Source organism: Pseudomonas sp. (assembly GCF_030698175.1).
Taxonomy (GTDB): domain Bacteria; phylum Pseudomonadota; class Gammaproteobacteria; order Pseudomonadales; family Pseudomonadaceae; genus Aquipseudomonas.
Genome location: NZ_JAUYNT010000009.1, coordinates 21,531 through 46,817 on the forward strand (window position 1 = coordinate 21,531; position 25,287 = coordinate 46,817).

Annotated in this window: 28 protein-coding genes; 13 read left to right on the forward strand and 15 right to left on the reverse strand. The window is 60.4% G+C overall.

From position 1 onward, the window contains the following. Positions 1-96: 96 nt before the first annotated feature. Positions 97-1,218: a branched-chain amino acid ABC transporter substrate-binding protein gene (locus tag Q8R10_RS04130; RefSeq protein WP_305651277.1), complete on the reverse strand. Its 1,122-nt coding sequence runs from the start codon at positions 1,216-1,218 to the stop codon at positions 97-99. Between the two features lie 289 nt (positions 1,219-1,507). On the opposite strand from Q8R10_RS04130, the gene Q8R10_RS04135 reads away from it, so the two are divergent. Both Q8R10_RS04135 and Q8R10_RS04140 read left to right on the forward strand, forming a co-directional pair. Next, the gene (locus Q8R10_RS04135; RefSeq protein ID WP_305651279.1) at positions 1,508-1,855 is read left to right on the forward strand and encodes a DUF2288 domain-containing protein; all 348 of its coding nucleotides are present in this window, start codon (positions 1,508-1,510) and stop codon (positions 1,853-1,855) included. A 90-nt stretch (positions 1,856-1,945) separates the two neighbouring features. Next, positions 1,946-2,314, forward strand: coding sequence for a DUF5064 family protein (locus Q8R10_RS04140; protein ID WP_305651281.1), 369 nt, complete (start codon positions 1,946-1,948; stop codon positions 2,312-2,314). A gap of 283 nt (positions 2,315-2,597) precedes the next feature. On the opposite strand, the gene phnE is transcribed toward Q8R10_RS04140, so the two are convergent. The 5 genes from phnE to Q8R10_RS04165 form a co-directional block, all read right to left on the reverse strand. After that, positions 2,598-3,368 carry a phosphonate ABC transporter, permease protein PhnE gene (gene phnE, locus Q8R10_RS04145; RefSeq protein WP_305651283.1) on the reverse strand — a complete coding sequence of 257 codons (771 nt, stop codon included), beginning with the start codon at positions 3,366-3,368 and terminating at the stop codon, positions 2,598-2,600. 22 nt (positions 3,369-3,390) lie between these two features. Then, the gene (locus Q8R10_RS04150) at positions 3,391-4,212 is read right to left on the reverse strand and encodes an ABC transporter permease (protein WP_305651284.1); all 822 of its coding nucleotides are present in this window, start codon (positions 4,210-4,212) and stop codon (positions 3,391-3,393) included. After that, entirely contained in the window at positions 4,206-5,027 is an 822-nt protein-coding gene (locus tag Q8R10_RS04155) for a phosphonate ABC transporter ATP-binding protein (RefSeq protein ID WP_305651286.1), read from the reverse strand. Before Q8R10_RS04155 ends, Q8R10_RS04150 begins: the two co-directional genes overlap by 7 nt. Continuing rightward, positions 5,024-5,875 carry a putative selenate ABC transporter substrate-binding protein gene (locus tag Q8R10_RS04160; protein WP_305651288.1) on the reverse strand — a complete coding sequence of 284 codons (852 nt, stop codon included), beginning with the start codon at positions 5,873-5,875 and terminating at the stop codon, positions 5,024-5,026. The genes Q8R10_RS04155 and Q8R10_RS04160 overlap by 4 nt, the downstream gene beginning before the upstream one ends. Before the next feature lie 102 nt (positions 5,876-5,977). Then, the gene (locus Q8R10_RS04165; RefSeq protein WP_305651291.1) at positions 5,978-6,985 is read right to left on the reverse strand and encodes an AraC family transcriptional regulator; all 1,008 of its coding nucleotides are present in this window, start codon (positions 6,983-6,985) and stop codon (positions 5,978-5,980) included. 194 nt (positions 6,986-7,179) lie between these two features. Here Q8R10_RS04165 and Q8R10_RS04170 point away from each other — a divergent pair, with 194 nt between their 5' ends. Next, on the forward strand, positions 7,180-7,959 hold the full coding sequence (locus tag Q8R10_RS04170) for a type 1 glutamine amidotransferase domain-containing protein (protein ID WP_305651293.1): 780 nt from the start codon (positions 7,180-7,182) through the stop codon (positions 7,957-7,959). Positions 7,960-7,990: 31 nt separating this feature from the next. Here Q8R10_RS04170 and Q8R10_RS04175 read toward each other — a convergent pair whose 3' ends face one another. Continuing rightward, positions 7,991-8,929: a LysR family transcriptional regulator gene (locus tag Q8R10_RS04175; RefSeq protein WP_305651295.1), complete on the reverse strand. Its 939-nt coding sequence runs from the start codon at positions 8,927-8,929 to the stop codon at positions 7,991-7,993. 85 nt (positions 8,930-9,014) lie between these two features. On the opposite strand from Q8R10_RS04175, the gene Q8R10_RS04180 reads away from it, so the two are divergent. The 3 genes from Q8R10_RS04180 (at position 9,015) to Q8R10_RS04190 (ending at position 12,006) form a co-directional block, all read left to right on the forward strand. Continuing rightward, positions 9,015-10,130 (forward strand): SRPBCC family protein, encoded by a 1,116-nt coding sequence (locus Q8R10_RS04180; protein WP_305651297.1) that lies wholly within the window; start codon positions 9,015-9,017, stop codon positions 10,128-10,130. Between the two features lie 203 nt (positions 10,131-10,333). Then, a complete protein-coding gene (locus Q8R10_RS04185; RefSeq protein ID WP_305651299.1) occupies positions 10,334-11,224 on the forward strand; it encodes an NAD(P)-dependent oxidoreductase in 891 nt (296 codons plus the stop codon). Next, the gene (locus Q8R10_RS04190; protein WP_305651300.1) at positions 11,221-12,006 is read left to right on the forward strand and encodes a hydroxypyruvate isomerase family protein; all 786 of its coding nucleotides are present in this window, start codon (positions 11,221-11,223) and stop codon (positions 12,004-12,006) included. Before Q8R10_RS04185 ends, Q8R10_RS04190 begins: the two co-directional genes overlap by 4 nt. Positions 12,007-12,051: 45 nt before the next feature. Here the strand turns inward: Q8R10_RS04190 and Q8R10_RS04195 are convergent, their stop codons facing one another. The 5 genes from Q8R10_RS04195 to Q8R10_RS04215 all read right to left on the reverse strand — a co-directional run bounded on the left by Q8R10_RS04195 (position 12,052) and on the right by Q8R10_RS04215 (position 15,467). Then, positions 12,052-12,627, reverse strand: coding sequence for a DUF4166 domain-containing protein (locus Q8R10_RS04195; protein WP_305651302.1), 576 nt, complete (start codon positions 12,625-12,627; stop codon positions 12,052-12,054). After that, on the reverse strand, positions 12,627-13,103 hold the full coding sequence (locus Q8R10_RS04200) for a DUF2269 domain-containing protein (RefSeq protein WP_305651304.1): 477 nt from the start codon (positions 13,101-13,103) through the stop codon (positions 12,627-12,629). Before Q8R10_RS04200 ends, Q8R10_RS04195 begins: the two co-directional genes overlap by 1 nt. After that, positions 13,100-13,975 carry a complex I NDUFA9 subunit family protein gene (locus Q8R10_RS04205; RefSeq protein ID WP_305651306.1) on the reverse strand — a complete coding sequence of 292 codons (876 nt, stop codon included), beginning with the start codon at positions 13,973-13,975 and terminating at the stop codon, positions 13,100-13,102. The genes Q8R10_RS04200 and Q8R10_RS04205 overlap by 4 nt, the downstream gene beginning before the upstream one ends. Continuing rightward, on the reverse strand, positions 13,972-14,316 hold the full coding sequence (locus Q8R10_RS04210) for a hypothetical protein (protein WP_305651307.1): 345 nt from the start codon (positions 14,314-14,316) through the stop codon (positions 13,972-13,974). The genes Q8R10_RS04205 and Q8R10_RS04210 overlap by 4 nt, the downstream gene beginning before the upstream one ends. 122 nt (positions 14,317-14,438) lie before the next feature. Further along, complete coding sequence (locus Q8R10_RS04215; protein WP_305651309.1) at positions 14,439-15,467, reverse strand: helix-turn-helix domain-containing protein; 1,029 nt, start codon at positions 15,465-15,467, stop codon at positions 14,439-14,441. Between the two features lie 348 nt (positions 15,468-15,815). On the opposite strand from Q8R10_RS04215, the gene selD reads away from it, so the two are divergent. The 3 genes from selD (at position 15,816) to Q8R10_RS04230 (ending at position 18,676) form a co-directional block, all read left to right on the forward strand. Then, positions 15,816-16,850 carry a selenide, water dikinase SelD gene (gene selD, locus Q8R10_RS04220; protein WP_305651311.1) on the forward strand — a complete coding sequence of 345 codons (1,035 nt, stop codon included), beginning with the start codon at positions 15,816-15,818 and terminating at the stop codon, positions 16,848-16,850. Next, the gene (gene mnmH / locus Q8R10_RS04225) at positions 16,850-17,950 is read left to right on the forward strand and encodes a tRNA 2-selenouridine(34) synthase MnmH (protein ID WP_305651313.1); all 1,101 of its coding nucleotides are present in this window, start codon (positions 16,850-16,852) and stop codon (positions 17,948-17,950) included. Before selD ends, mnmH begins: the two co-directional genes overlap by 1 nt. 63 nt (positions 17,951-18,013) lie before the next feature. Continuing rightward, complete coding sequence (locus tag Q8R10_RS04230) at positions 18,014-18,676, forward strand: O-methyltransferase (protein WP_305651315.1); 663 nt, start codon at positions 18,014-18,016, stop codon at positions 18,674-18,676. Between the two features lie 34 nt (positions 18,677-18,710). Here the strand turns inward: Q8R10_RS04230 and Q8R10_RS04235 are convergent, their stop codons facing one another. The 3 genes from Q8R10_RS04235 to Q8R10_RS04245 all read right to left on the reverse strand — a co-directional run bounded on the left by Q8R10_RS04235 (position 18,711) and on the right by Q8R10_RS04245 (position 21,384). Beyond that, positions 18,711-19,190, reverse strand: coding sequence for a hypothetical protein (locus Q8R10_RS04235; RefSeq protein WP_305651317.1), 480 nt, complete (start codon positions 19,188-19,190; stop codon positions 18,711-18,713). A gap of 213 nt (positions 19,191-19,403) precedes the next feature. Next, positions 19,404-20,261, reverse strand: coding sequence for a sulfurtransferase (locus Q8R10_RS04240; RefSeq protein ID WP_305651319.1), 858 nt, complete (start codon positions 20,259-20,261; stop codon positions 19,404-19,406). A 61-nt stretch (positions 20,262-20,322) separates the two neighbouring features. Further along, on the reverse strand, positions 20,323-21,384 hold the full coding sequence (locus Q8R10_RS04245; RefSeq protein ID WP_305651321.1) for an SMP-30/gluconolactonase/LRE family protein: 1,062 nt from the start codon (positions 21,382-21,384) through the stop codon (positions 20,323-20,325). A 170-nt stretch (positions 21,385-21,554) separates the two neighbouring features. Between Q8R10_RS04245 and rnd the strand changes: the two genes are divergently transcribed. From rnd to Q8R10_RS04265, 4 genes are all read left to right on the forward strand, one after another. After that, positions 21,555-22,682: a ribonuclease D gene (rnd, locus tag Q8R10_RS04250; protein WP_305651323.1), complete on the forward strand. Its 1,128-nt coding sequence runs from the start codon at positions 21,555-21,557 to the stop codon at positions 22,680-22,682. Continuing rightward, complete coding sequence (locus Q8R10_RS04255; RefSeq protein ID WP_305651325.1) at positions 22,679-22,972, forward strand: YcgL domain-containing protein; 294 nt, start codon at positions 22,679-22,681, stop codon at positions 22,970-22,972. The genes rnd and Q8R10_RS04255 overlap by 4 nt, the downstream gene beginning before the upstream one ends. Before the next feature lie 126 nt (positions 22,973-23,098). Next, positions 23,099-23,548, forward strand: coding sequence for a YcgN family cysteine cluster protein (locus Q8R10_RS04260; protein WP_305651327.1), 450 nt, complete (start codon positions 23,099-23,101; stop codon positions 23,546-23,548). Between the two features lie 166 nt (positions 23,549-23,714). Continuing rightward, a complete protein-coding gene (locus Q8R10_RS04265) occupies positions 23,715-24,962 on the forward strand; it encodes a hypothetical protein (protein WP_305651328.1) in 1,248 nt (415 codons plus the stop codon). The last annotated feature ends 325 nt before the right edge of the window (positions 24,963-25,287 follow it).

A 25,287-nucleotide genomic window follows, 5' to 3' on the forward strand; every position in this document is an offset into this window, starting at 1 on the left:
CGGTTGCAACTGGGTGGGTAACGCGGTGCAGCAAAGCGCAGATAAACAAAGCCCACGGCAGCAGTCGTGGGCTTTGGGTTTGGCGGGTAGCGAGGGTTATTTCAGTGGGGCTTCGGTTTTGCTGGCGTCTTGGTGCCAGTTGTAAACCACGAAACTGAAGTCTTTCAGATCGCCTTTGGCGTCAAAGCTCAGGCTGCCGGTTGGCGTTTCGAAGCTGTTGGCCCGCAATGCTGCAGCCACTTTGGTGGTGTCGGTGCCGGCGGCTTGCTTGATGCCATCGGCAAGCACTTGCACAGCGGCGTAGGACGGGAACACGAACGGGCCGCTTGGGTCTTCCTTTTTAGCCTTGAACGCAGCAACCAGGGCCTGGTTTTTTGGGTCCAGGTCGAAAGCTTTCGGCAAGGTTACCAGCAGGCCTTCGGAGGCCGGACCGGCAATGGCCGAGAGGTCTTTGTTACCCACGCCTTCTGGGCCCATGAAGCGGGCTTTCAAGCCTTTTTCCGCCGACTGACGCAGGATCAGACCGAGCTCTGGGTGATAGCCGCCGTAGTACACGAAGTCGACATTGGCTTGTTTGAGCTTGGAGATCATTGAGGAGAAGTCTTTGTCGCCGGCATTGATGCCTTCGAACACCGCGACCTTCATGCCTTTGCTTTCTACGGTCTGCTTGACCGCGGTGGCAATGCCTTCGCCGTATTGTTGTTTGTCGTGGATGATCGCGATGGTTTTCGGCTTAGCCACGTCGGCAATGTAGTTGCCGGCGGTTGGGCCTTGCAGGCTGTCCAGACCGATGGTGCGGAACACCATTTTGTAGCCGCGGTTGGTGATTTCCGGGCTGGTGGAGGCCGGCGTGACCATGATGATGCCTTCATCTTCGTAGATGTCGGAGGCCGGTTGGGTAGAGCTTGAGCACAGATGGCCGACTACGAATTTGATTTCATCGTTGACCACTTTGTTGGCCACGGCCACTGCTTGCTTGGGGTCGCAGGCGTCGTCGTAAACCACGCCTTCGAGCATTGCACCATTGACGCCGCCAGCTTTGTTGATCTGTTCGATGGCCATCTTGGCGCCGACGAACTGCATCTCGCCGTACTGCGCGACAGCGCCGGTAACCGGGCCGGCCAAGGCGATTTTGATGCTGTCAGCGGCCATTGAGTAACTGCTGGCACTGGCCATGGCAATGGCGGCAACTAGCTTACAAATCTGGACTTTATTCATAGTGCTCCACTCGTATTTTTATTGGTTTGTGCTGATTGGTTGGCCACTAACGACGACTGCGTCAGAAGCCTTGAGCTGCTTAAGTGTTGGTCAAAACTGTACCGGCACAGTGTAGAACGTCGATTTATCCCTTGGAAAGCGGCCACGGTCTGCGCGGGCGGACAATGTCGCTTAACTGCAACAAACGTATAGATTCACGTCGTTTTACGGTTTTTAGCTTAGCTGTCAACGGCTTGCCTGCATCCGGTGCGAGGTTATGATTACCCACATCGCCCCACAGGAGTTGAGCATGACTGACACAACCAATACCCACAGCGCTGACGCAGCCGCCATGGAGATCCTTTACGCCAAGCTACTGGGTGAAACGGCGCGCATCAGCTGGGCCGAATTACAGCCGTTTTTTGCCCGTGGGGCACTGCTCTGGGTCAGTGCCGAGCTGGATTTAGTCGCCGTGGCGGTGGCCGTGGCGCAAGATGACAAGGCCAGCATTGCCGCCTGGTTGGCGGCCACTCAGGTGGGCAAGCTTGAGGCTGTACAGGCCAGCGATTGGCTCGAGCGCGATCCGCCACTGTGGACAGTGGTCGTCGCTCCTTGGGTGTTGGTGCAGGAGCGTGGGGCTAACCCGGCTTTGCATTGATGCACGGCAAGCGCCTGGGCTGTTGCCTGTTATAGAGTAGGTTACGGTTTATCCAGCGCCGATGGCGCTCACCTCGATAGGAGCAACACTATGTTTGAGCCAGGACATTTGCACCGCGCGAACCTGCCAGGCATGCCCGGCGTTCAAGAGTTTGCGCTGGATCTGTACTACGAGGTGCGGTCTGACCCGGTCGAGGGCTTGATGCTGCATTTTCGTATGACTGGCGAAATCGACGGTAAGGCGTTCGAGGAGGAGTTCCAGTTGCACCGCGATACCGCTTTTAACTTTGCCAGTACCGCCACCCGGATTGCCGCCAAGCATGGCCTGCATCCAAGTTTTGGCGCGGTGCTGCGCAATCACCACGAATACGACCTGATGTTTGCGGATATTCGCGAAAAACTCAAAGCCCATGCCGGCGATCCGGTCAATCTCGATCACCTGCTTAAGGATGGTTTCTAAGGGTTATGTCCCAGTTATGTGTTGCAGGCGTTTTTTCGTAGGGGGGGTTAGCGGCGCTACGCAGGCTCAAAACCTCACCTCGCCGTCAGTGCGTCGCGTAACCCACCGAGCGGTTTCAGACTCTTTGCGCAATTAGCGCGGCATAGGTCCATGTTGGGTTACGCGGCGGCTTAAGTTGTTGCGCTGCTTAGGTCGCGCCCCCCGCCGCTAACCCAACCTACGTCCGACCTACGTCAGGGCAGAGTTCGCACAGCTTGCTGCGGGGATCTGGGCGGGGCGTTGGTTAACCGGCCTGTACCCAGCGTTGGCGGGCCCAGTTACTGAACAGGTCGACCAGCAGTACCAGTAACAGCATGGCCAGAATCACGCTGGCGGCCTGGGCTTGCTGGAACAGGCTGAGGCTTATATAGAGCATCTGCCCCAGGCCACCGGCGCCGACAAACCCAAGTACGCTGGCCATGCGGATATTGTTCTCCCAGCGATACAGGGCATAGGCCAGCAGTTGCGGCCAAACCCCCGGCAGGGTGCCGTAGCAGAAGGCACTGATGCTGGAGCTGCCGGCCAAACGCAAGGCTTGCGCAGGCGCGGCTGGGGTGTTTTCCAGGGCTTCGGCAAACAGGCGACCGAGCACGCCGCTGGTGTGCAACGCCAGCGCCAGGGTGCCGGCATTCGGGCCTAAGCCTGCGGCCAGCACCATTAACGCCGCCCACACCAGCTCAGGGATAGCCCGCAAAGCATTCAGCAAAAAGCGCGTCAGCGCTTTGGCCAAGGCGCCAAAGCGCCCGGCCGCCGGCAGTGCCAACAGCAGACCAAGAATGCTGGCGAGCAGGGTGCCGATGGCCGACATGGCCAGGGTTTCTAAGGTGCCTTGGCCGATTTTACCGAGCAGTTCGGCAGAGAAATCCGGCTGCAAGAATCCCTGGGCGTAGCGCCACATTAGCGCCGGACTGTCACCGGTAAACAGGCCAAACAAATCCAGCTTGAGGTAGGCGAAGGAGGCGTAGAGCGTCGCTAGCACCACCACTAATAAGGTCAGATTAGCCAGACGTTTCATCGCCAACATCCTATTGCGCGGCTCATGCTAAGCGCCCGCGCAGCCAGCGGCTGAACAGGTCGGCCGCTAGCACCAAGGCGAGAAAGGTCAGCAGCATGCTGGCCACCTCGGCGCCGGCAAACATCCGCAGCGACAGGTCGATCTGCTGCCCCAAGCCGCCGGCGCCGACAAAGCCCATGACCACCGAAGCGCGGATCGCACACTCCCAGCGATAGACGCTGTAGGAGAGGATTTCCCCGGCGGCATTCGGCAGTACCCCATAGGCGAAGGCGCTCAGCCGTGGGCTGCCGGCCAGCAACAGGGCGCGGGTCGGGCGCAGGTCGGTGGATTCAAAAATCTCGCCATAGACCTTGCCGAGCATGCCGCCATAGGTGATGCCAATCGCCAGCACCCCGGCGGTTGGGCCCAGGCCCACGGCGCGCACGAACAATAGCGCCCAGACAATCTCCGGCACGCTGCGTAGCACAATCAGCAAGCCCTTTACCGGCCAGCGCAGCGCACTGGCCCACCAGGCCGGTTGGCCGCCGCGTGGCAACGCCGAAATCGACAGGGCGCGGGTCGCCAGCAGCGCCAGCGGGATGGCCAGCAACAACGCCAGGCTCATGCCGGCAGTGGCGATGGCCAGGGTTTGCAAGGTGGCCTGGGTCAGCAGTTGCAGGAACTCAGGGTCGTGGGCCGGCGGCCAGAAGCCGCTGAGGAACTGGCCCATATTGCCCAGGTTATCTGCGTCAAACAGCACCGCCAGATTCAGCTCACTCAACACCAGCCCCGGCCACAGCAACGCCAGGGCCAATAAGGTGAACAGCAAGCGCGGCAGGGCGGCGGGGTCGCGCTGGCTCAGCATCGCGGTACTTGCCTCGGAATGCTGGGTGCCACCACTGCGGGACTGTGCGCCGCTTGCAGTTGCTCATTGGCATAGAGTGCAGTCAGGTCGGCCGGGCTGATGCAACGGGCCGGCTGATCGAAGACGATGCGCCCGTCACGCAGGCCAAGCACCCGGCTGAAGTGCGCCAGCGCCAGATCCACCGCGTGCAGGCTGGCGAGCAAGGTGCAGGCGTGCTGCTGGGCATATTCATTGAGCACACCGAGGGTGTGGCTGGCGAGCAGCGGGTCCATGGCCGACACCGGCTCATCGGCCAGAATCAGCTGTGGTTGCTGGTACAAGACGCGGGCGATGGCCACCCGTTGCAGTTGCCCGCCCGAGAGCTGGTCGCAGCGCTGGTACAACTTGTCGGCCAAATCCAGCTGCGCAAGTGCTGCGGCAGCGCCCTCGGGGTCGAGGGGATAGACCAGGCTCAGCAGGCTCTTGCCCATCGACCATTGGCCCAGCTTGCCGGCCAATACCGCGGTGACCACCCGCTGCCGGGCGGGCAGGGCCGAGCCTTGCTGAATCAGGCCGATCTGGCTGCGCAGTTGTTGCCGTTGCCAGCCCGGCAGCGCCCAGGGCGCTTGACCGAGCAGCTCGACCTGGCCGGAGCTTGGGCGCAAATGGCTGGCCAGCAGATGCAGCAAGCTGGTCTTGCCAGCACCGGACGGGCCGATGATGGCAATGCTTTCGCCGGCCGCCACGCTTAAGTTGAGGCCGCTCAGCGCCACTTGGCCGTCGGCATAGGTCAGGCCGGCATCGCTCAGACGCAGGCCATGCTGCCTTGGGCTCACTGCAACAAGCCGGCTGCGCGCGCCGCGTCCTCGATACCCTGGTAGTTTTCGGCTTTGGTTGGGATAAAGCGGGTGGCGGCCTGCAGGTCGAGAATCGCCTTGTCAGCCGGTTTGGCCGGGTCGAGGGCGAGGAAGGCGAGTTTGATTTTCTCGACCAGTGCCGGGTCCAGATTGCCACGCACCGTCCAGTTGTAATCGTAGAACGGGGGGGTGGTGCCCAGTACGACCACCTTACTGGTGTCGACCTTGCCGGCGGCGACCAACTTGTCCCACACCGAGGCATTCAGCACGCCGCCATCGACCTTGCCGGCCTGCACCCAGGCGACGGTGGCGTCATGGGCGCCGGAGTAGGCCACGCGGCTGAAGAACTGTTCCGGGTTGATCCCGTCTTTGAGCATAAAGTAACGCGGCATCAGGCTGCCGGAAGTGGACGACACCGAACCAAAGGCGAAGGTCTTACCCTTGAGGTCTTGCAGCGACTGCACCGCCGGGTTACCGGTGATGTACTTGCTGGTGAATTTTTCGTCCTGTTCACGCTGCACCAGCGGGATGGCGTTGCCGGTTTTCAGCCGCGTTTGCACGAAGGTGAAACCGCCCAGCCAGGCCATGTCCAGGCGGTCGGCGGCCAGCGCCTCAACCACGGCGGCGTAATCGCTGACCGGGACAAACTCCACGGGCATGCCGAGTTGTTGCTCCATGTAGGCGCCCAAGGGCTTGAACTTGCGCTGCAGTTCGGTCGGCGCCTCATCGGGAATCGCCGATACGCGCAACACAGTCGCGGCTTGGCTGAGGTTGCAGGAAATGGACAGGGCAAGGCTGGCAGCCAGTGCCGAAAAGCGCTTAAGCATGGGTATCTCCGGTTCAATAGCGGAAAAAGGCCGAGCAGTATAGTGGCGCGCCGCAGTGAGTGGCAGTTTGATTGCCGCACTGGGCGCTTTATGTGTCGGTGGTTAGCCGTTATCCGCTCGCCATTGCCCCGGGGTTTTGCCCAGCCAGCGCCGGGCTGCGCGACTCAGGCTGCTGGCGTCGTGGTAGCCCAGGCGGTGCGCGACTTGCTCCAGCGGCAGCTTTTGCTGCAGCAAGGCGATCAGCGCTTCCCGGCGGGCCGCGTCGACGACTGCGGTCCAGCTCTGGCCTTCTAGCTGCAATTGGCGTTGCAGGCTGCGCACACTGATGCCCAGGCTCTGGGCCAGCTCGCCAAGACGGGTGGCACCGCTGACCTGGGTGCTGAGCCACTGCAGGGCAAAAGTGCTGACGTAACCGACCTGCGGCAGCTTGTCGAGCTGGCGCTCGGCCAGCTCACAATGCACCCGGCACAGCTCGGCGTCGGCCTGGGGCAGCGGGATTTGCAAGTCCGCGCGGGCGAAACTCAGCAGAGTCGCGGGCGCTGCAAACTGCACGACACAGCCGAAAAATTCACGGTAGTCGGCGGCGCTGGCCTGCGGCGGGTGTTGAAAACTTACCGCCAGCGGGGTCAAGGCGCGCCCCGCCAGCCCGCGCGCCTGAGTGAGAATGCCACCGACTATGGCCTCGACCTGCTGGGGCAACAGGCCCAGACGCAGCGGTTGTTCGGTGTAGATGATGGTCACTGCTGCGGCTGTTTGGCTGTGTATCGCCAGGGTTCCGGCCTCGCTGACCAGGCGTTGATAGCGCAGCATCAGGCCCAAACCCTGCTCCAGCGAGGCGCAGCTCATGGTGGCATGCCCGAGTATCCGAAAGCTGCTCGGCTGCAGCGCTTCGGCCACCCGCAGGCCCAGCGCCGGGTCGCCGCTCAGGGCCAGTGCCCGCTGCCAAATGCGCTGCACGAGCGCCACCCCGATGCGGCCGTTAGGGGCGCTGAGCATGGCCTCATCCAGCGGCAAACCCTGCAACAGTTGCGCACTGGACACGCCTTGCTTGTGCACCGCGCCGAGCAGGGTGCGCACGTAGGTATTGGCGACGGTACGTGGGTCGAGCATGCGGGTCTCCAGATTGTTTTTAACGCCGCATAACCGAGCGCAGTAGTTTTCACACAGTCTGTCTCGGCGGCTTTGGCATGAAATGTCAATCTAGGCGCCGCTCCCGGTCAATGCAACAGTTCGCCGGACTGCGCATCATGCCGGGCAATCAAGCACAATCGCCGTACTGAAGGCGTCACTACGAGAGCATCGGCATGATTCTGTTTCTGTTACCCGATTCTGACTACGATCCGACCGAGAGCGCGGTGCCTTGGGAGGCCTTGCAGCAAGCTGGCATTGAAGTGCGTTTTGCCACCCCGAAAGGCTTGCCGGCCTATGCCGATCCGCGCCTGGTGAGCGGCGGCTTTAGCGTTCTCAATCCGTTTTTTATGACGAAAGCCGCCGACCTGCAGTTGTATCAGCGCATGAGCCAGAGCGCCGCTTTTTTAAAGCCGTTGTCCTACGCCGAGGTGTCGGCCGCCGATTTTGAAGCCGTGCTGGTGCCCGGTGGGCACGCCCAGGGGGTGCGCAGCCTGCTGGAGTCCGAGCGGGCGCAGGCATTGGTGGTGGATTTTTTCCAGGCCGACAAACCCGTTGCGGCGGTCTGTCACGGCGTGTTGCTGCTGGCCCGGGCGATTGATCCGCGCAGCGGCAAATCGGTGTTGCATGGCCGACAAACCACGGCTCTGCTCGGGCTGAGTATGGAGTTGCTGGCCTGGCTGGTAACCGCGCCCTGGCTCGGTCGCTACTACCGCACCTATACGCAAACGGTTGAGGCCGAAGTCACCGCCGCCTTGGCCAGCCCGAGCGACTTTATCGCGGGGCCACGCCTACCGATGCGCGACAGCGCCAGCAATCTGCAGCCCGGTTTCACGGTGCGCGATGGCAATTTACTGACGGCCCGTTGGCCTGGTGACTGTCATCGCTTTGCGGTCGACTTTGTGGCCATGCTGCTTGCCGCACGGCAGACAGCAACTGTTGTTGAGCCACGCTAGAGGTAGCAGCCTATTGCACTGAGTAGGGCATTTACGTTTGTGAGGTGCTCTGCAGCGCTCCGGATGGCTGGCGAAATAGCTGTGCTATCTGTTCGCGTAACCAGCGCAAGCCTGGCGCCAGCTCTTGCTGGCGGTGCCAGATAAGGCTTACTTGCACTGGCGGGATAGTCACCGGCAGCGGCGAGATCTGCAGCGCATAGATCGGTGCAAAGTGTTCGGCCAAGCGGCGCGGTACCGTGCCCAGCAAATCGGACTGCGCCACGATCGGTGGAATGGTCAAATAGTGCGGCACATGCACCTGTGCCTGACGACGGACTTTGGCCGAGCCGAGGATGATTTCCAGTGGTGAGCCTCGGCCCGCTCGCGGCAGGATCAATACATGCTGGCTTTGCTGATAGCCAGCCAAGGTGAGCCCCCCGACAAATGCTGGGTGCCCGGCGCGGCCGATCACTACCAGTTGTTCTTCGATTAAAGGTTGGTAGCAGAGCTCGCTGCTGGCGAAGTACAGGTAATCAATCGCCAGATCCAGTTCTCCCGCCGCCAGCCGAGCGGTCAGCGAATCCGCCTCATCGCTTTGCACCGACAACACCACGCGCGGTGCCAGTAACCTCAAATGCGCGAGCAGGGCCGGCAACAGCGTGGCTTGGGCATAATCATTCATGGATAACCTGAAGGTGTGCTCAGCCTGCAAGTCAAAGGCCTCCTGCGACCCCAGCCCCAGCTGCAATAGGTGCAAGCCTTGGCGGATCGGCCCGTACAAAGCCTGCGCTTGGGCTGTCGGTAACATGCCGCGGGCCGTGCGCTTGAATAGCGGCTCCCCCAGCTGTGCGCGCAAGCGGGCCAGCGCATTGCTGACGGTCGGCTGGCTCATATGCAGCCGGAGTGCTGCGCGCGAAAGATTCTGTTCCTGCATCAGTGCATCGAAGACCAGCAGCAGGTTTAGATCTATCTGGCGTAAATTCACGTTCATGAATAATGCTTATCTTGAATATCAATTATCACAATAATTATTCGCCCAATAGACTGCTGTCAAACCCATCCACCCTGGAGCTGCGATGATCTTCGATACTCAAGCCTTTCGGGCACGCTACCGCGCAGGCATTCATGCGCGTTACAACCCGTGGCTGCATGGCGGATTTGTGCTGGCTTATGGTGCGCTGTGCCTGGTGTTTTTCTACAGCACTTTAGAGGCGGTGCGGCCCTTGGAGTGGCTGACCATTGTGCTGGCTCTGGTCTTTTTTAACTGGGGCGAATACACCGTGCACAAAAATCTTGGGCACCATAAACATCGTTTGAGTGCGCTGTTTTATAAGCGCCACAGCGGCGATCACCACAGTTTTTTCGTGCCTGGGCAGATGCGCTATGAAACCGCCCAAGACTGGCGAGTAATTCTTTTCCCGGCTTGGTTGATCATGATTTACAGCAGCGGTTTGTTTGCTGTCTGGTGGTTATTGAGCCTGGTTAACAGCAATGTCGCTGGGTTGTTTGCCAGCAGCATGTTGCTCGGTTACCTGAGCTACGAAATTTTTCATGCCTGCGAGCATCTGCCAGACCGCCATCCTGTAGCTCGGCTGCCCTGGATACGCCACATGCGGCGGCTGCATGAACTGCATCACCGGCGCGACCTGATGCAAAGCAAAAATTTCAATATCGTGTTCCCGTTAATGGATTGGTTGCGCGGGACTTTGGATTGGCAGCCGCTGGAGCGCGATCACTGCGTGACGGTTATGCAGCATGAGGTCGAGATCGCTTATAGCCCTGAACAGGTGCTGGCGTATGCCAGTTGTGCGACACGCTGGCCCGAGTGGCATCCATCCTCGGTGCGGGTGTACGGTCCCAGCGGTTCTTTAGCTGCCGGCAGTCATTTTGACGAGGATATTTTCGCCGGTGGCCGTAGGGGCCAGCTTAGTTGGGATGTTGTCGAGTATGTGGCGGGGCAACGTTGGCAGGCGCGTGCAACCGGTAACCATGGCCTTAATCTCTCGGTTACCTATGAGTGCCAAGCCACGCAGTGTGGTACACGCTTTGTGCGTACCCTGGAATACCACTTTTCTGGATGGGTGATGCGCTTGCTCAACCGTCTGCTGTTGCAAAAACGCATTGAGCGCGAGTCGGCTGAGTCCTTGCTGGCTTTGCGTAATGTTGCAGAACAGGTGCTAGCGCAGCCTTAGGTTTTGCGCGCCTCGGCAGCGCCTGCAGGGCTGACGGGCTTCTAGGATTGTAGGGGTAGCCGGTTCAGGCCGGCTGACCGATGGGGTTAGCCGTGTTGCGGTTTAGTGTCGTCGGCGCAGGTCTCAGACCGACAGGCTACTAGGCCGTGTTTGCCATCTGTGTAAGGATTCGCCCCCTGTCTTTCTTCTAATGCAGGGTTCCTATGTCTAACTCACTACCTGCCCTGGCTTTCGCCGGGATTGGCCTGATGGGCCTGCCTATGTGTCGCCGGTTGCTGGCCGCTGGTTATCCCTTGACGGTGTGGAACCGCTCGCCGGACAAGTGCGCAGAATTAGTCGCCGCCGGTGCGCGCCAGGTATTCAGCCCGGCTGAGCTGTGCCAAAGCGCCGACATCGTCTTGCTGTGCCTGGCCGATACAAGGGTGGTACGCCAGGTGGTATTTGGTCCTGCGGGCATCGTTGCAGGCGCCCAGCTGGGCCAGTTGCTGGTGGATTTTTCCAGCCTGGAGCCGGCCGCTACCCGCGAGATGGCCGCCGAGTTAGCCGCGCAAACGGGCATGCATTGGCTGGATGCGCCGGTCTCCGGCGGCACTGCCGGCGCTACGGCCGGCACCCTGGCGATCATGGCCGGTGGCCGGGCGGAAGACGTGGCGCGGGTGCGGCCGATCCTTGCGCATCTGGGTCAGCGCCTCACCCATATGGGTGCGCTGGGCGCGGGCCAAGTGACCAAGGTCTGCAACCAGATGCTGGTGGCCTGCAATGCACTGGTGATTGCCGAAGTGGTGGCTCTGGCCGAGAAGAGCGGGGTGGATGCGACGCTGCTGGCCGAAGCCCTGAGTGGCGGTTTTGCCGACTCCAAACCCTTGCAGATACTGGCGCCGCAGATGGCCAGCAGCCAATTTGAACCGATCAAATGGCATGTGCGCACCTTACTCAAAGACCTGGACACGGCGGTAAAACTGGCCCGCGAGCAGGACTCGGCCACGCCGCTCAGCGGTCTGGCCGCCCAGCTGATGCGTCTGCACGGCAGCCAGGGCAATTTGCAGCGCGATCCCGCCACCCTGATCGAGTTGTACCGCGAGCCAAAGCCATGAAAATCGCCGCTAATCTGTCGCTGCTGTTTAGCGAGTTGCCGCTGCTTGGGCGCATTCAAGCCGCAGCGGCGGCCGGCTTCGATGGGGTGGAAATCCAGTTCCCCTATGAAGTGCCGGCCCTGCAGTTAAAAGAGGCGCTGGCTCGCGCCGATCTACCGCTGCGGCTGATCAATCTGCCGGCTGGCGACCTGATGACCGGCGGGCCAGGCCTGGCGGCGGTACCAGCTCGGCAAGCGGAGTTCGACGCCGCCCTGCAACAGGCGCTGACCTATGCGGCCATGGCCCGCCCGGCCTACGTCAATCTGTTGGCTGGCCGTTTGGCCGCAGGCGTTAGCCGCGAGCAGGCGCTGGCCTGTCTGATCGCTAACCTGGGCAAAACTGCCGAGGCCTTCGCCGTGCTGGGGATTGGTGTGCTCTGCGAGGCGATCAATCCGCTGGATATGCCGGGCTTTCTGATCAATACCCCCGAGCAGTTGGATGAGCTGCTGCGGGTCGTCGATCATCCCAATCTGCAAGCCCAGTTCGATCTCTACCACATGGCACGCCAAGGCCTAGACATTGCCGCCGGCATCGCCCTGCTGGCCGGGCGCATCGGCCATGTGCAGTTTGCCGATTGCCCGGGGCGCGGCGAGCCAGGCACCGGTACGCTGGACTTTCCCCCGCTGCTGGCCGCCTTACGCAGCAGTGGTTATGAGGGTTGGTTGGGCGCGGAGTACAGACCAAGCGAAGAAACTCTGCAGCCATTGGCCTGGTTACCGCTCTGGCAGGCGCGCTGGCCATAGCGTCCGGTAACTGATGGGGCTAAATCTGCCGCTATTAACCGTGAGTTATTGGCGGATATTTTGCAGAACCCCTGAATAGCGGAACACTTGGCCAAACAGCGGATGGGTCAGGCGAAAATCCATGGCGAAATAGTTATTGTCCATCCCCGTTTCGATAATGCTGGTATGGCCCAGCGCCAGCCATTCGGGGATTGGCAGCCGCACGGACCCCAGCTTCATCACGAAGCGCACGCCTTGGTAGTGCAGTTGTCCGTCTTGCACATGAACGGCCATTTGCAACCCGAGAAAGGGATTGACGAATTCGATCAGTTGGTTGCCGCCCGCCAGGATGCAGTAGCTGTTGAACTGGATGACTTGGCCATCGGCAAAGGTCATCGCCCGCCGCCAATATTGGCGCTCGGCACTGATATGTTTTTCTACCCGAGTGTCGACCTTTTTGCCGGCGCGATTGATCAGCGCGCCGCACCAGTACAGCAGATGCAATATGGGCTGCATAAATCGCGGGTACTCGATGTCCAGATGGCCGATGTCCATGTTGGGGGCGAATTGGTAATGCGCCTGCAGGGCGGGATGCAGCTTGTCCCAGTCGTTACCTAGCAGCTGTTGCATCAAGCTTTTCATCATGCTGCTCCTGGAATGTGTTTAAACACCATCAGTGCGACCACCAGCACCATGGCGGTGAAGGCGGGCAGGCCGAGCCAGAACCAGCAGCGCGCCATGCGCCAGTAAACCTCGGGAAGCGCGGTTTGCTCGGCTGCCGCTGCAGCCGAGATTTGCCGCATGCGAATCTGCAGCCAGACCACCGGTAACCAGCAGGCGCCGGCGATACAGAACAGCCCAAGGCTGATGGCAATCCAGCCCGTGCTGAGCGAGTAACCGGCGAGATAGACCATGGCCAGTCCGCTGACGGGCTGGAACAACACGCTTGGGGTAGTAAAAATCCAATCGGCCAGTACTACATGCCGGTTGGTCACCGCGATATGCGCGACGTTACCGCTGCGATCAGCCATCCATTTGTAGAACGCGCTACCCAAGCCAGTGCCGAACAACAGCACCATGCTCAGAATGTGCAGGGTCTTTAGGGTCAGATAGATCATGTCGCGCTCCCTGCTGAGGTTGTCGTTGTGGCATCCAAGAAAAACAGCTGCGGTTCTAGTGCTCGTGGGCTGCGCCCGAGAAATTGGGTGATGGGCTGCACGTCAGCCAAGTAGCCGGTTTGCAGCATGCGCAGGTTATCGGGCTGCAGCAGCGGGCTGAACCAGCGGCCCAACCAGGTGCCGGCCATCGCCAGCATGAGTGGAATGTGTAGCACTCGTCCGGGTGCTAGACCCTGTGCGCGACGCATGCACTGCAGCCACTCGGCAAAGCTCAGCCTTTGGTTGCCGACGATGTCCAAGGTTTGCTTTGCCTGAGGAGCACTAAGGCAGGCGATTACCGTAGCCACTACATCGCTAATATGTACCGGCTGCAATTGCTGCTGCCCTGCGCCAATCAGTGGAATTAGCGGCAGGCGGGCCATGCGCATAAACAGCGCGGAGCTTGTCCCACCGTGGCCGTAGACCAGCGATGGGCGCAGCACGAACCAGTCCAGATCGAGGCTACGCAGGTAGTCATCCGCCGCCAGCTTGCTCAGGTGATAGGCGGAAAACGCACTGGCATCGGCGCCCAACGCGGAGATTTGCACCACCCGGCGCACGCCGGCTTCGTGGCAGGCGCGGAACAACGCCTGTGGCGCCAGCGTGTGCAGCGGTGTGAAGCGCTGGGTTGCAGCTTCACCAATGATGCCAACGCTGTTGATCACCACATCAATGCCGTCGAGCAGTGGCAGCCAATCGGCGCTGCCTTGCATTTGGCAAAAATCGAACCCTTGGCTGCGCGACACACCGCGTACTTGGTGGCCGGCGGCGCTTAACTGGCAGGCAATATTGCGGCCGATAAAACCACTGGCGCCGGTGAGTAGAATGTTCATGCTTGGCTCCCGGCTGCTTTTGGGATGAGCACAAATTGCCCCAGACGCTTGCCGACAGAGTGCAGGCCAAGCAGCAGTCCGGCCAAGGATGCCATCAGCGCCAGCCGCAGGCTGTCCATCGGGTTGCTGAAGTTGGCGAACAAATCCACGGTCAGTACCAGCAGCAGAGGCGCACTGATCAACATCACCTTGGTGTAGCTAAGCCAAAAGATGGCCGCAGGTTTATCCGGGCAAATCCTTTCCAGTACATGGCTCAGTGGGCCTGACAGTACGCGCAGGACCACCAGGCTCATGCTTATGCAGATGAGCAGTTCAAGCAGCAGTAGGTAATAAATATTCATGAGTAGCTCCTCGGGTGTTTGGAGTTCTCAGTGTCGGTTTTGCTTGGGCGATGATCTTCCGCTTTGATCGAAACGGAGCACGATTAAGCTCCGCAATGATCTTTTCAGAACAAAAAAGCCCTTTATTGCTGAACGGAGTTGGGTTTCAGGTGGAGTTTTCGGTATTGGCCAGGAGTCATGCCCTCGATCTCGCGGAAGGCATCGTAGAAGTTCGATTGCGAGCTAAAGCCGACACTCAAGCCTACCGACAGCACCGAGGCTGAAGGCTCGGCGCAGAGCATCAATTTGGCCGCTGCGGTGCGTTGCTCGCGCAGGTAGCGCGAAAAGCCTTTGCCTAACTGAGCGTTGATCAGCTCCGAGAGTTGGTGGCTACTCAGCGCCAGGCGCTCGGCCAAGCTGGGCAAACTCAATGCTTGGTCGGCATAGATGCGCTCAACATTCATCAGCGTATCCAGCTTGGCCAGCGCGGTTGGGCAGTCGACGTTGCTGAGTGTCGAGTTGGCATAGCTGGTTTGTGCGCTTTCGCTTATTTCGCTGGCCAGTTGCGGTCTTAAGCCCAGGGTTGTCAGCAGCAGAAAAAACGCTACACCGATGGCTATCGCATACAGCACGAAAAATAGCTTTGCCGGCAGTGCCTGCTGGAACAGGCCAAGCCCTGATACCGCGATGGCGATCAGGAAAATCAGGCCCAACAAGATAATTTCCAGGTGGTATTGGCTGCGTTCGCGGCGCAACAGATAAATCCGCCGGGCCAGCCACAACAGATAGCCGGCACCGACCACGAAAGCCAATGGCAATGCGCCGTCTGCGGGTAGCCAGGGTGCCATTAATACCGGGAGCGCGTGCCATAGCAGCGTCAGCTGTTTTTGCGTGTCCTTGGCCGGAGTCAATAAGGGGGCGCTGAACATAAAAAACGCCGGTGCAACCATAAACAGCGCTATCCGGTAGGGCGCCGTGGTCACCCAGGGTAAGTCCAGATGCAGCCAGGCGAAATGCGTAAGCTGCAGGCCGCTGAGGGCCATGAGCAGAACCAAACCCATGATCCTGGCGGTTGGCAGGCCTGAATAGTTACTGTCGCGAAAGTGCGTGAGGGCCAGTACGAGGGCGCTGAACAGGGAAAAACCGATCAGTAAGAGCGCGAGTGAGGTCATGGGTAATCCTTGCTCCGTAAGTTTCGCGCGCAAACTATTGCTGTTGGCGGCATGCCCAGTAGTCGATTAAGCAGTGGCTGGCTATGGCTTGCAGCGCTCCCGGCGATGCGCGGCGGCAACCTTGCCAGCAAAACGGATAAGCGTCAAAGCACGGGTGGCTGCTCGCTGTCGCAGAGTGCCGGATGGCTTAATCGCGTAACGCTGGCGCCCGCTGCAGGTATAAATGAACTGCGCGGTGATGGGTATCGCTGCGCTCCACCCATCCTACGTTCTGATCCGTCCACGATTTCTTTGATGCTTTGTTAGACTGCCAGCACTTTTGTCTGCATGCGTTGCTCGAGAATTTCAATGAACGAACCTATCCGCCTTACCCAATACAGTCATGGCGCCGGCTGTGGCTGCAAGATTTCGCCCAAGGTGCTGGATGTGATCCTGGCCGGCAGCGGCGCGCAAAACCTCGATCCCAAGCTCTGGGTTGGCAATGCCTCGCGTGATGATGCGGCTGTGTATGCCCTGGATGACGAGCGCGGGGTGGTGTCGACCACCGACTTCTTTATGCCGATAGTCGATGACCCTTATGATTTCGGCCGCATCGCCGCCACCAATGCCATCAGCGATATTTACGCCATGGGCGGTGACCCGCTGATGGCCATCGCCATTCTCGGCTGGCCGGTCAATGTGCTGGCGCCCGAGGTGGCCCGCGAGGTGATTCGCGGCGGCCGCGCGGTGTGCGACGCGGCGGGTATTCCCCTGGCCGGTGGTCATTCGATCGATGCCCCCGAGCCGATTTTCGGCCTGGCGGTGACTGGTGTGGTGCTCAAGCGCCATATGAAGCGCAACGACAGCGCCACCGTCGGTTGCCGCCTGTACCTGAGCAAGCCGCTGGGGATAGGCATTCTGACCACCGCCGAGAAACAGTCGAAGTTACGCCCTGAGGACGTTGGCCTGGCTTGTGAGTGGATGTGCACCCTGAACAAGCCCGGTAGCCGTTTCGGCAAGCTGGCCGGCGTCATGGCCATGACCGATGTCACCGGCTTCGGTCTGCTTGGGCATTTGCTGGAAATGGCCGATGGCAGCGGCCTGACCGCGCAACTTGAATTCGCCGCTGTGCCGCGTCTGCCGGGGGTCGATTACTACCTCGAACAAGGCTGCGTACCCGGTGGCACCCACCGCAACTTCGACAGTTACGGTGAGAAGGTGGCGCCGCTGACCGATGAGCAGAAATTCCTGCTCTGTGACCCACAAACCAGCGGCGGTTTGCTGGTGGCGGTCACCGCCGAGGGTGAGGCCGAATTCCTCGCGGTGGCGGCGGAGTTGGGCCTGGAACTGGCGCCAATAGGTACTCTGGTTGCGCGCCAGAGCCATGCGGTCGAGGTGTTTTGATGCGCGCCAATACTGCCGACTTTAGCCAGATATTTTTAAACGACCTGCCGATGATGGATGCCCGCGCGCCGGTCGAGTTCAGCAAAGGCGCGTTCCCCGGCGTGATCAATTTGCCGCTGATGAATGACCTTGAGCGGCAACAAGTCGGCACCTGTTACAAACAGCGTGGTCAGGACGCCGCCATCAAACTGGGTCATCAACTGGTGTGCGGCGCGGTTAAAGCCGAGCGAGTTGCCGCCTGGGTGGCCTTTGCTCAGGCCAATCCCGAGGGTTATCTGTATTGCTTTCGCGGCGGCCTGCGCTCGCAACTCGTCCAACAGTGGCTCAAGGAAGAAGCCGGCATCGACTATCCACGAGTCATCGGCGGCTACAAAGCCATGCGCAGCTTTTTGCTGGAAACCACCGAGCAGGCGTTGGCCCAGTGCGATTTCGTCATAGTCGGTGGCCTTACCGGCACCGGCAAGACCGAGGTATTGGCCCAACTGGGTAACGCCCTGGACCTGGAAGGCCATGCCAATCACCGTGGTTCCAGCTTTGGTAAACGGGTGAGTCCGCAGCCGGCGCAGATCGATTTCGAGAACCTTTTGGCTATCGACATGTTGAAAAAACGCGCCGCCGGTCAGCAGCAGTTTGTGCTCGAAGATGAGAGCCGCATGGTCGGTGGCTGCACCTTGCCGATAGGCTTGCATCAGGGTATGCAGGGCTATCCGCTGATCTGGCTGGAGGACAGCCTGGAGGGCCGCGTGACGCGGATTCTGGCCGACTATGTGACCAACCTGTGTGCCGATTTTGTGGCCGTACATGGTCAGGAACAGGGCTTTGCGCTGTTCGCCGAGCGGCTGCAACAGAGTTTGAGCAATATCCTTAAACGTCTGGGCGGCGAGCGTTATCAGCGCTTGGCCGCCAGCATGACTGCAGCCCTGGCCGAGCAACAACGCAGCGGCCAAGTGCAGTTGCACCGTGAGTGGATTGAAGGCTTGCTGAGCGAATACTACGACCCCATGTACGCCTTTCAGCGTGACAGCAAGGCGCAACGTATCGAGTTCAGTGGTGACCAGGCGGCGGTGCTGGAGTACTTGCAGCAGCGTCAAGCTCAATAAAGAAAGCGCCGAATTCAGCGGCAGTCTCAGGGCTGCTGTGCCTGGCCTGGTGCAGGAGGATGGATGACCAATCGCAGCCTTAACCTCGACGAGCCGCTGTATCAGTACCTGCTCGATGTCTCGCTGCGTGAAAGCGCGCTGCTGCGCCAGTTGCGTGAAGAAACCGCGAAGTTGCCGGTGGCGCGCTGGCAAATCGCCCCGGAGCAGGGCCAGTTTATGGCGCTGCTGGTCAAGTTGACGGGTGCCAAACGGCTGCTGGAAATTGGCACCTTCACCGGCTACAGCAGCCTGTGCCTGGCCGGCGCCATGGGCGACGATGGGCTGCTGATTTGCGCTGACACCTCGGCGGAATACACCAGCATTGCGCGCCGCTATTGGCGCCTGGCCGGCCTTGAAGCGCGAATTGAGCTGCGCCTCGGCCCCGCCCTGGACACCATGGCGACACTTGCGCGCAGCGGTCAGGGTGAAAGTTTTGATCTGATTTTTATCGATGCCGACAAGGCCAACTACCCAGCTTACTTAGAGCACGCGTTGGTATTGCTGCGTGCTGGCGGGTTGCTGTTGTTTGATAACACCCTGTGGAGTGGTCGGGTGCTTGAGGCTCGGCCGGAAAGCGCCGATACACGAGCCATTCAGGCGCTCAATCGGCACTTGAGAGATGACCCGCGCCTGGATTTGTCGTTATTGCCGCTCGGCGATGGCTTAACCCTGTGCCGCAAACGTTAGCCGCCACTGGCCGCTCTAAAACAGGGGTGCCGGCTCACGCGACCTGGCTGAGTTTGCCCACGCAGCTTATCCAGGCATTCAGAAAATCGCGCGACTGCCCTTGGGGCTGAAACACTTGCCGCCAAATCTGCCCCAGACCCAGAAGGTCATGGCTGTCGGGCAGTTTGCTGCCGGCGGCTTCGATCAGCATCCAGGCGATAGCGGTGGAGTAACGCAGGTTCACCGTCAGCTCCAGGTGCGGGGCGGTTAGAAACGCATGCTGGCTGGCTAAACCGCGAATCTTACTGGCTAGGTCTGGGTCGAGGGCCAGATGTTGATCCCAAATTTGCTGATGGCGCTGTTCGGCGATGCGGTACAGGCCGTGGCCGCGGCGGTCGGTGAGCACTGCGCCGAGGGCCGATTGACAGGCGGCGACCCCGAGTAGCAAAGCTTCTGCGCTGGGGGAGTGGCGGCCCAAGTAAACCAAGGTGGGACGGATCACATGTTGGCGTAAATCGCTGGCGGCAATACCCATAAATCCCTCGTAAAAGGTAACCGGCGGGCCTGACACATAAAAGCGAGTAAACCGAGTTGTAACTAAAGGCCGAACCGGAAGCGGCGTTAGCCGCATAAGTTCGAGTGTAGTACCAAGAGTTATTCGTAAAAGGCTGTTTTTAAACTGTTTTAGGCTTTTGCTTATTGTGTATATAACTCGTGGCACTAAAGCGCCACGGATTATATGCAGCTGTTACTGATCGCCAAGGGCGACGGGGCGTTGCGGGTCGGTGATCCATTCGCTCCAGGAACCGGCATACAGCGGCGCCAAGGGATAACCGCCTAAACACAGGGCAAACAGGTTGTGACAGGCCGTCACCCCTGAGCCGCAGTAGGCCACCAGTCCGCTGGCCGGCCGGCTGCCCAGTTGCGCGGCAAAGCGCTGCTGGAGCTGGGCAGTCGGCAGGAAGCGGCCATTGCCATCCAGATTGTCGGTAAATACCGCGCATTGTGCGCCGGGAATATGCCCGGCCACCGGATCCAGCGGCTCCACCTCGCCGCGAAAACGCGGCAAGGCGCGGGCATCCAGCAAACACAGTTGCGGGTCGCCCAGGCGTTGCTGCAGTTGCGCGGCAGTCAGCAGCAATTGCGGGTCGGGCTGACCGCTGAAGTTGCCGGCGGCCGGTGTGCTGGCCGTGTTGGTCAGGTTTAACCCAGCCTCGCGCCAGGCCTTCAAGCCACCATCAAGCAAAAATACTCCGTCGCGCTTGCCCAGCCAGGCCAGCAACCACCAGGCCCGTGCCGCGAATGCGCCGGGGCCGTCGTCATACAGCACTATGTCGCTGTCATTGTTGACGCCCCAGGCCCGCAGCCGCTCGATCAACTTGATCGACTCCGGCAGCGGGTGCCGGCCGGTGCGGCCTTTTTGCACGGTGCCTGAGAGGTCGCTCTCCAAGTCGGCAAACTGCGCCCCAGGGATATGCCCCTCGCCATAGCTGCGCTGGCCGTAGGCCGGGTCGTCGAGGGCGAAGCGGCAATCGAGCAGCACCAGCTTGGGCTGCGCCTGGCGCGCGTGCAGTTGTGCAGGGCTAAGCAGTTGGGCGAGTGACATGGCAGGCTCCGTGCGTTATTAACAGTGCAAAAAACAGCGGCAGGCGCTTGATTAACGCGGCTTACTTGATTTTCAGCTTGCCGATACGGTCGTTATTTAGGCTGCCCAGGTACAGCCAATCACCCACGGGTTTCGCCGAGGTGATCATGCGCAGGTGTTCGCCACTGCTGTCGTGCAGGCTGCGGATGATTTCGCCGTTTTCGTTGATGGCCAGCACCAGGCCATATTTCTGCGGCTTGGGCCACAGGGCCCGTGGCAGTTTGGCCAGCAGGGCCTTGGCCCAGGGTTTACGGTGCAGCACATCGGTGTCGGCCAGACGCGGGGTGGGCAACGCCACCCAGAAAGTGCCGGCGCGATCACCTTGCAAGTTGTCGGGCAGGCCGACCAGATTGTCGATAAAGATGTCGTGTTGACCGGCTTTTTCACCCTTTAGCCAGTAGCGCGCGATGCGGTAACGGTAGGTTTCGTTGACCAGTACAAAGTCCTCATTGGCCGACAGCGCCACGCCATTGGCAAAGTACAGGTCTTTGAGCAGCAGTTCGGTTTTGCCGGTAGCCGGGTCGTAACGCAGCAGCCGGCCATGGGGGCGGGCTTCGAGCAGGTCGAGCAGGTAGTCGGGCTGCTCGAATTTGTCCGAGGCGTCGGTGAAGTAAATACGCCCGTCGCTGGCGATGTCCAGGTCGTCGGTAAAGCGAAAATGCACGCCTTCGGCTTCGGTGCTGAGCACGCGAATCTGCCCCTGCGGGTCGATGCTCAGCAAGCCTTTAAAGGCGTCGGCGACGATCAAATTACCTTTAGCGTCAAAGTCCATGCCCAGCGGCCGGCCCTGGGTGTCGGCGAAGGTTGCCACTGTGCCATCGCTGCCAATGCGTACTATTTTGCCGTTATGCAGACCGGTATAGGCCCGGCCCTGGGCATCCACCGCGGTGTCTTCCGGGCCGTCCAGTTTGCCTTGGGCGAGCAGTTCAGCGCCTTGCAGATCGTTGTTAACCGCCAGCACCCCGCTCATGGCCGGCGCTACAGGCGCGTCCCAGGCCACGGGATCGATTGGGCTGGGGGCGAGAATCAGGTAACCGGTAGCAGCGGTGATCAAGAGGGCGATAAGGCCCAGCAGCTTCTTCATGGCATTCCTTTGATTAGTCTGAGCGCGAGTGGACGCAGCGCAGGCAGGATAAAACTGAGTGCACCACCCGGCAAGCCGTGAATGCCCGGCTATGGTCGCTGGCGATATATACTGCCCGGCATTGTTAAGGCCGGCAGCAATAATGGCCGCCGTTTATAAGGAAGAGTTGCATGGCCATTGATATTCATTGGATTCGCGATGACGCGAGCCTGGCGCTGTATTGCGCCGAGTGGCAAGACTTGCCCTTTGTGGCCCTGGACACCGAGTTTATGCGGGTCGATACCTTCTACCCGCTGGCCGGCTTGGTGCAGGTCGGTGACGGTAGCAGTGCTTATTTGATCGATCCGCTGCTGATCAATAACTGGCAACCCTTTGCTGCCCTGCTGGAGAACCCAGCGGTGATCAAGGTGGTGCATGCCTGCAGTGAAGACCTCGAGGTGCTGCTGCGCCTGACCGGCAGCATGCCTGCGCCGTTGTTTGATACCCAGTTGGCGGCGGCTTATCTGAACATGGGCTTTTCCATGGGCTATTCGCGGCTGGTGCTAGCGGTGTTGGGGCTTGATCTGCCCAAGGGCGAAACCCGCTCCGACTGGCTGCAGCGGCCCCTAAGCGATACACAAATCAGCTACGCCGCCGAAGATGCGGTGCACCTGGCCGAGGTCTATCGCGTGCTGGCAGCGAAACTCTCGGCGGAAAAAACCGCCAGGGTGCTGGAAGATGGCGCCGAGCTGGTCAGCAATATGCACCGCGAGGTGTTGCCCGAGGAGGCCTATCGCGAGGCCAAACTGGCCTGGAAGCTGACCCCAGCGCAGCTGGCCGTGCTGCGTGAGCTGTGCGCCTGGCGTGAGCGTGAGGCGCGGGCCCGCAACAAGCCGCGCAATCACATTTTGCGCGATCACACTCTGTGGCCGTTGGCGCGCACCCAACCGGATAACTTGACCAGCTTGTCGCGCATTGAAGAGATGCACCCGCGCACCGTGCGCCACGATGGTGAAACCCTGCTGCAGCTGATTAAACAGGCCGCCGCACTGCCTGAGGCCGAGTGGCCGCCAGTGGTGCCCGAGCCGTTGCCGATGGAAGCCACGGCGCTGCTGAAAAAACTGCGCGCCTTTGGCATGCGTGAAGCCGAGCGCCTGGACATGGCGCAAGAGCTGATGCTGCGCAAGAAAACCCTGGATGCCTTATTGAAAACCGGCTTTCCGAACGGCCCTTATCAACTGCCGGATGCCCTGCGTGGCTGGCGGCGCGAGTTAATGGGCCAGGCATTGCTGAAGTTGTTAGCCGAGGAAACTGCATGAAACGTATCTGCTCCATCTACAAAAGCCCGCGCAAGAACGAGATGTACCTCTATGTCGAGCGCAGCGAGGCGCTTAAGCGCGTACCGGAAAGCCTGTTAGTGGCGTTCGGCCCGCCGATTCATACCTTCGATTTGGTCCTGACGCCTGAGCGTCAACTGGCCCGCGAAGACATCACGCTGGTGTTGGCCAACCTGGAGAAACAGGGCTATCACCTGCAAATGCCGCCGGCCGAAGACGAGTACATCGAGCATCTGCCCGAAGAGCTGTTGCGTCGCAACGACCCGATGTAAGCCACACGCCGCTGCGTGGCCGGGTCGTGCTTGCGCGCGGTTAGCCGGCCGTTCGGCATCCCCGCCTTGGCCGGCTAAGGCCGGCAAGCTAGACTGCCGGCCTTTTGTTTAGCTCAGTGTTTGCTCATGACCGCCACAGTCCAACCCTTCTGGAAACGTAAAAGCCTGACTCAGCTGGACAGCCAAGAGTGGGAGTCGCTCTGTGATGGCTGTGGTTTGTGCTGCCTGCAAAAGCTCGAAGATGAGGACGATGGCAGCGTTTACTACACCCGCATCGCCTGCAAACTGCTCGATCTGACCAGCTGCCGTTGCACCGACTACCCTAATAGACGCAAGTTTGTTCCCGACTGTATTCAGTTGACGCCAGCGGCAGCCGATCAATTCCAGTGGCTGCCGGCAACCTGCGCCTATCGTTTGGTGTCCGAGGGCCGCGACTTGCCCGCTTGGCATTATTTAGTCAGCGGCGACGTGGATGCGGTGCACCGCGAGCGCATCTCGCAATCCGGGCGCATGCTCAGCGAGAACAGCGTGGCCGAGGATGACTGGGAGGATTACCTGATTTTTCGCTCCGGTTAGTCAGGCCGCGTGAAAACTACTGCGCTCGGTTATGCGGCGTTAAAAACAGGCATAACCTTCGCTCGCTACGTTTTCACACGACCTGAAACGTTGGATGTTTTGCCGTTAGCTGGCCTGTGCCGGCTCGACCGGCAGCAAGTTGCACTGCCAATAAGGATTCTGCCTCATGTTTATCGGTATACGCCTGCGTTTGGCAGCCTGCCTGCTGCTACTGAGCACGCCAGGGTTGGCGGCTAAAAAAGTCGACCTGGATTATCAGCTGCGGTTTTTACCGGCCAGCGCCGAGGCCGAAGTACAACTGACCCTGGCCAAGGGCGAATTGGTGCAGAGCGTTAAATTTTATCTGCCCAAGGCTGAGCACTATGTGGCCTTTAAGGCCGACGGTCAGTGGACTGAGGACGGCCGGGGGCACGCCACCTGGACCCCCGCCAGCGGCAAAGCCAGCCTCAGCTATCGGGTGCGGATCAATCAGCTCGAGCCCTCCGGGGCCTACTCGGCGCTGATTACCGCGGATTGGGCGCTACTGCGAGGCGATGATCTGGTGCCCGCCGCCGACGTAGTGTTGTATGACAAAGTCGAGCTGGTTTCACGCCTGCAAGTGGAGCTGCCCAAAGGCTGGAAAAGCGTCGAGAGCGGCTGGCCGCGCATCGGTCCGAACCGCTTTCGGATCGACAACCCCGCGCAGTCCTTTGATCGGCCGACCGGTTGGATCTTGGCCGGCAAGATGGGTACGCGGCGTACGCGTTTAGGCGAAACCGATGTCACCATCGCCGCCCCCATCGGCTCGGGCATGCGCCGCATGGATACCTTGACCCTGCTGACCTTCGTGTGGCCGCACGCGCAAGCGGTGTTCCCCCGTGATCCGCGCAAGCTGCTGGTGGTGGGTGCCGGCGATCCCATGTGGCGCGGCGCCTTGTCGGGCCCCAACTCGCTGTTTATGCATGCCGAGCGGCCGCTGGTGAGTGAGAACGGCACCAGCTCCTTGATCCATGAGTTGGTGCATGTGCTCAGCGGCATTCGCGACACCGATGCCAGTGACTGGATCAGCGAAGGCATCGCCGAGTACTACGCCATCGAATTACTGCGTCGCGCCGGCGGCATGAGCGAGGAGCGCTACCAGCAGGTGCGCAAGAAACTCACCCTCTGGAGCAGTAAGGTCAACAACCTGCGTGGCGAACATGCCACCGGCGCGGTCACGGCGCGGGCGGTGGTATTGCTGCAGGAACTGGACCTGGAAATCCGCCAGCGCAGCGCCGGTAAGCATTCCCTGGATGACGTGGCCCAAGGCTTGATGCGCATGGACAGGGTCAATACCGAGAGTTTCATCGAGCTTAGCGAGAGCCTGATCGGCAAGCCGTCAAAGGTGCTCGACAGCAAGTTGCTGCGCCTGCCTAAAGCCAAGCCGGCGGCTTAAAATAGGCTTTGTTTTGGCTATGTGCCCGTTACGTGTTGCACACAGCTTTTGTAGGGTGGGTTAGGCCGCGCCCGCTCCCGGCGGGCTTGCGGCATTTACCCCATCCATGGGGATTGCGCGAACCACGGCCTGCCAACAACACAAAACCCGACCGCGCCGTAACCCACCATGGCGCTCGACCGGCAAACCGCATGGTGGGTTACGCGGCGCCCGGCTTGCGCGGTGGTGCAAACAACCACCGCCCGCGCCGCTAACCCACCCTACGAATTACCGCGCACCAGGTATCGCCTAACAGGCCCACACACACCTCAACACATAACTGGGG

Excerpts from the sequence above, each read along its gene's own strand:
- Q8R10_RS04130 (WP_305651277.1), bottom strand. The coding sequence starts at position 1,218 with ATGAATAAAGTCCAGATTTGTAAGCTAGTTGCCGCCATTGCCATGGCC.
- Q8R10_RS04135 (WP_305651279.1), top strand. The coding sequence starts at position 1,508 with ATGACTGACACAACCAATACCCACAGCGCTGACGCAGCCGCCATGGAG.
- Q8R10_RS04140 (WP_305651281.1), top strand. The coding sequence starts at position 1,946 with ATGTTTGAGCCAGGACATTTGCACCGCGCGAACCTGCCAGGCATGCCC.
- phnE (WP_305651283.1), bottom strand. The coding sequence starts at position 3,368 with ATGAAACGTCTGGCTAATCTGACCTTATTAGTGGTGGTGCTAGCGACG.
- Q8R10_RS04150 (WP_305651284.1), bottom strand. The coding sequence starts at position 4,212 with ATGCTGAGCCAGCGCGACCCCGCCGCCCTGCCGCGCTTGCTGTTCACC.
- Q8R10_RS04160 (WP_305651288.1), bottom strand. The coding sequence starts at position 5,875 with ATGCTTAAGCGCTTTTCGGCACTGGCTGCCAGCCTTGCCCTGTCCATT.
- Q8R10_RS04165 (WP_305651291.1), bottom strand. The coding sequence starts at position 6,985 with ATGCTCGACCCACGTACCGTCGCCAATACCTACGTGCGCACCCTGCTC.
- Q8R10_RS04170 (WP_305651293.1), top strand. The coding sequence starts at position 7,180 with ATGATTCTGTTTCTGTTACCCGATTCTGACTACGATCCGACCGAGAGC.
- Q8R10_RS04175 (WP_305651295.1), bottom strand. The coding sequence starts at position 8,929 with ATGAACGTGAATTTACGCCAGATAGATCTAAACCTGCTGCTGGTCTTC.
- Q8R10_RS04180 (WP_305651297.1), top strand. The coding sequence starts at position 9,015 with ATGATCTTCGATACTCAAGCCTTTCGGGCACGCTACCGCGCAGGCATT.
- Q8R10_RS04185 (WP_305651299.1), top strand. The coding sequence starts at position 10,334 with ATGTCTAACTCACTACCTGCCCTGGCTTTCGCCGGGATTGGCCTGATG.
- Q8R10_RS04190 (WP_305651300.1), top strand. The coding sequence starts at position 11,221 with ATGAAAATCGCCGCTAATCTGTCGCTGCTGTTTAGCGAGTTGCCGCTG.
- Q8R10_RS04195 (WP_305651302.1), bottom strand. The coding sequence starts at position 12,627 with ATGAAAAGCTTGATGCAACAGCTGCTAGGTAACGACTGGGACAAGCTG.
- Q8R10_RS04200 (WP_305651304.1), bottom strand. The coding sequence starts at position 13,103 with ATGATCTATCTGACCCTAAAGACCCTGCACATTCTGAGCATGGTGCTG.
- Q8R10_RS04205 (WP_305651306.1), bottom strand. The coding sequence starts at position 13,975 with ATGAACATTCTACTCACCGGCGCCAGTGGTTTTATCGGCCGCAATATT.
- Q8R10_RS04210 (WP_305651307.1), bottom strand. The coding sequence starts at position 14,316 with ATGAATATTTATTACCTACTGCTGCTTGAACTGCTCATCTGCATAAGC.
- Q8R10_RS04215 (WP_305651309.1), bottom strand. The coding sequence starts at position 15,467 with ATGACCTCACTCGCGCTCTTACTGATCGGTTTTTCCCTGTTCAGCGCC.
- selD (WP_305651311.1), top strand. The coding sequence starts at position 15,816 with ATGAACGAACCTATCCGCCTTACCCAATACAGTCATGGCGCCGGCTGT.
- mnmH (WP_305651313.1), top strand. The coding sequence starts at position 16,850 with ATGCGCGCCAATACTGCCGACTTTAGCCAGATATTTTTAAACGACCTG.
- Q8R10_RS04230 (WP_305651315.1), top strand. The coding sequence starts at position 18,014 with ATGACCAATCGCAGCCTTAACCTCGACGAGCCGCTGTATCAGTACCTG.
- Q8R10_RS04235 (WP_305651317.1), bottom strand. The coding sequence starts at position 19,190 with ATGGGTATTGCCGCCAGCGATTTACGCCAACATGTGATCCGTCCCACC.
- Q8R10_RS04240 (WP_305651319.1), bottom strand. The coding sequence starts at position 20,261 with ATGTCACTCGCCCAACTGCTTAGCCCTGCACAACTGCACGCGCGCCAG.
- Q8R10_RS04245 (WP_305651321.1), bottom strand. The coding sequence starts at position 21,384 with ATGAAGAAGCTGCTGGGCCTTATCGCCCTCTTGATCACCGCTGCTACC.
- rnd (WP_305651323.1), top strand. The coding sequence starts at position 21,555 with ATGGCCATTGATATTCATTGGATTCGCGATGACGCGAGCCTGGCGCTG.
- Q8R10_RS04255 (WP_305651325.1), top strand. The coding sequence starts at position 22,679 with ATGAAACGTATCTGCTCCATCTACAAAAGCCCGCGCAAGAACGAGATG.
- Q8R10_RS04260 (WP_305651327.1), top strand. The coding sequence starts at position 23,099 with ATGACCGCCACAGTCCAACCCTTCTGGAAACGTAAAAGCCTGACTCAG.
- Q8R10_RS04265 (WP_305651328.1), top strand. The coding sequence starts at position 23,715 with ATGTTTATCGGTATACGCCTGCGTTTGGCAGCCTGCCTGCTGCTACTG.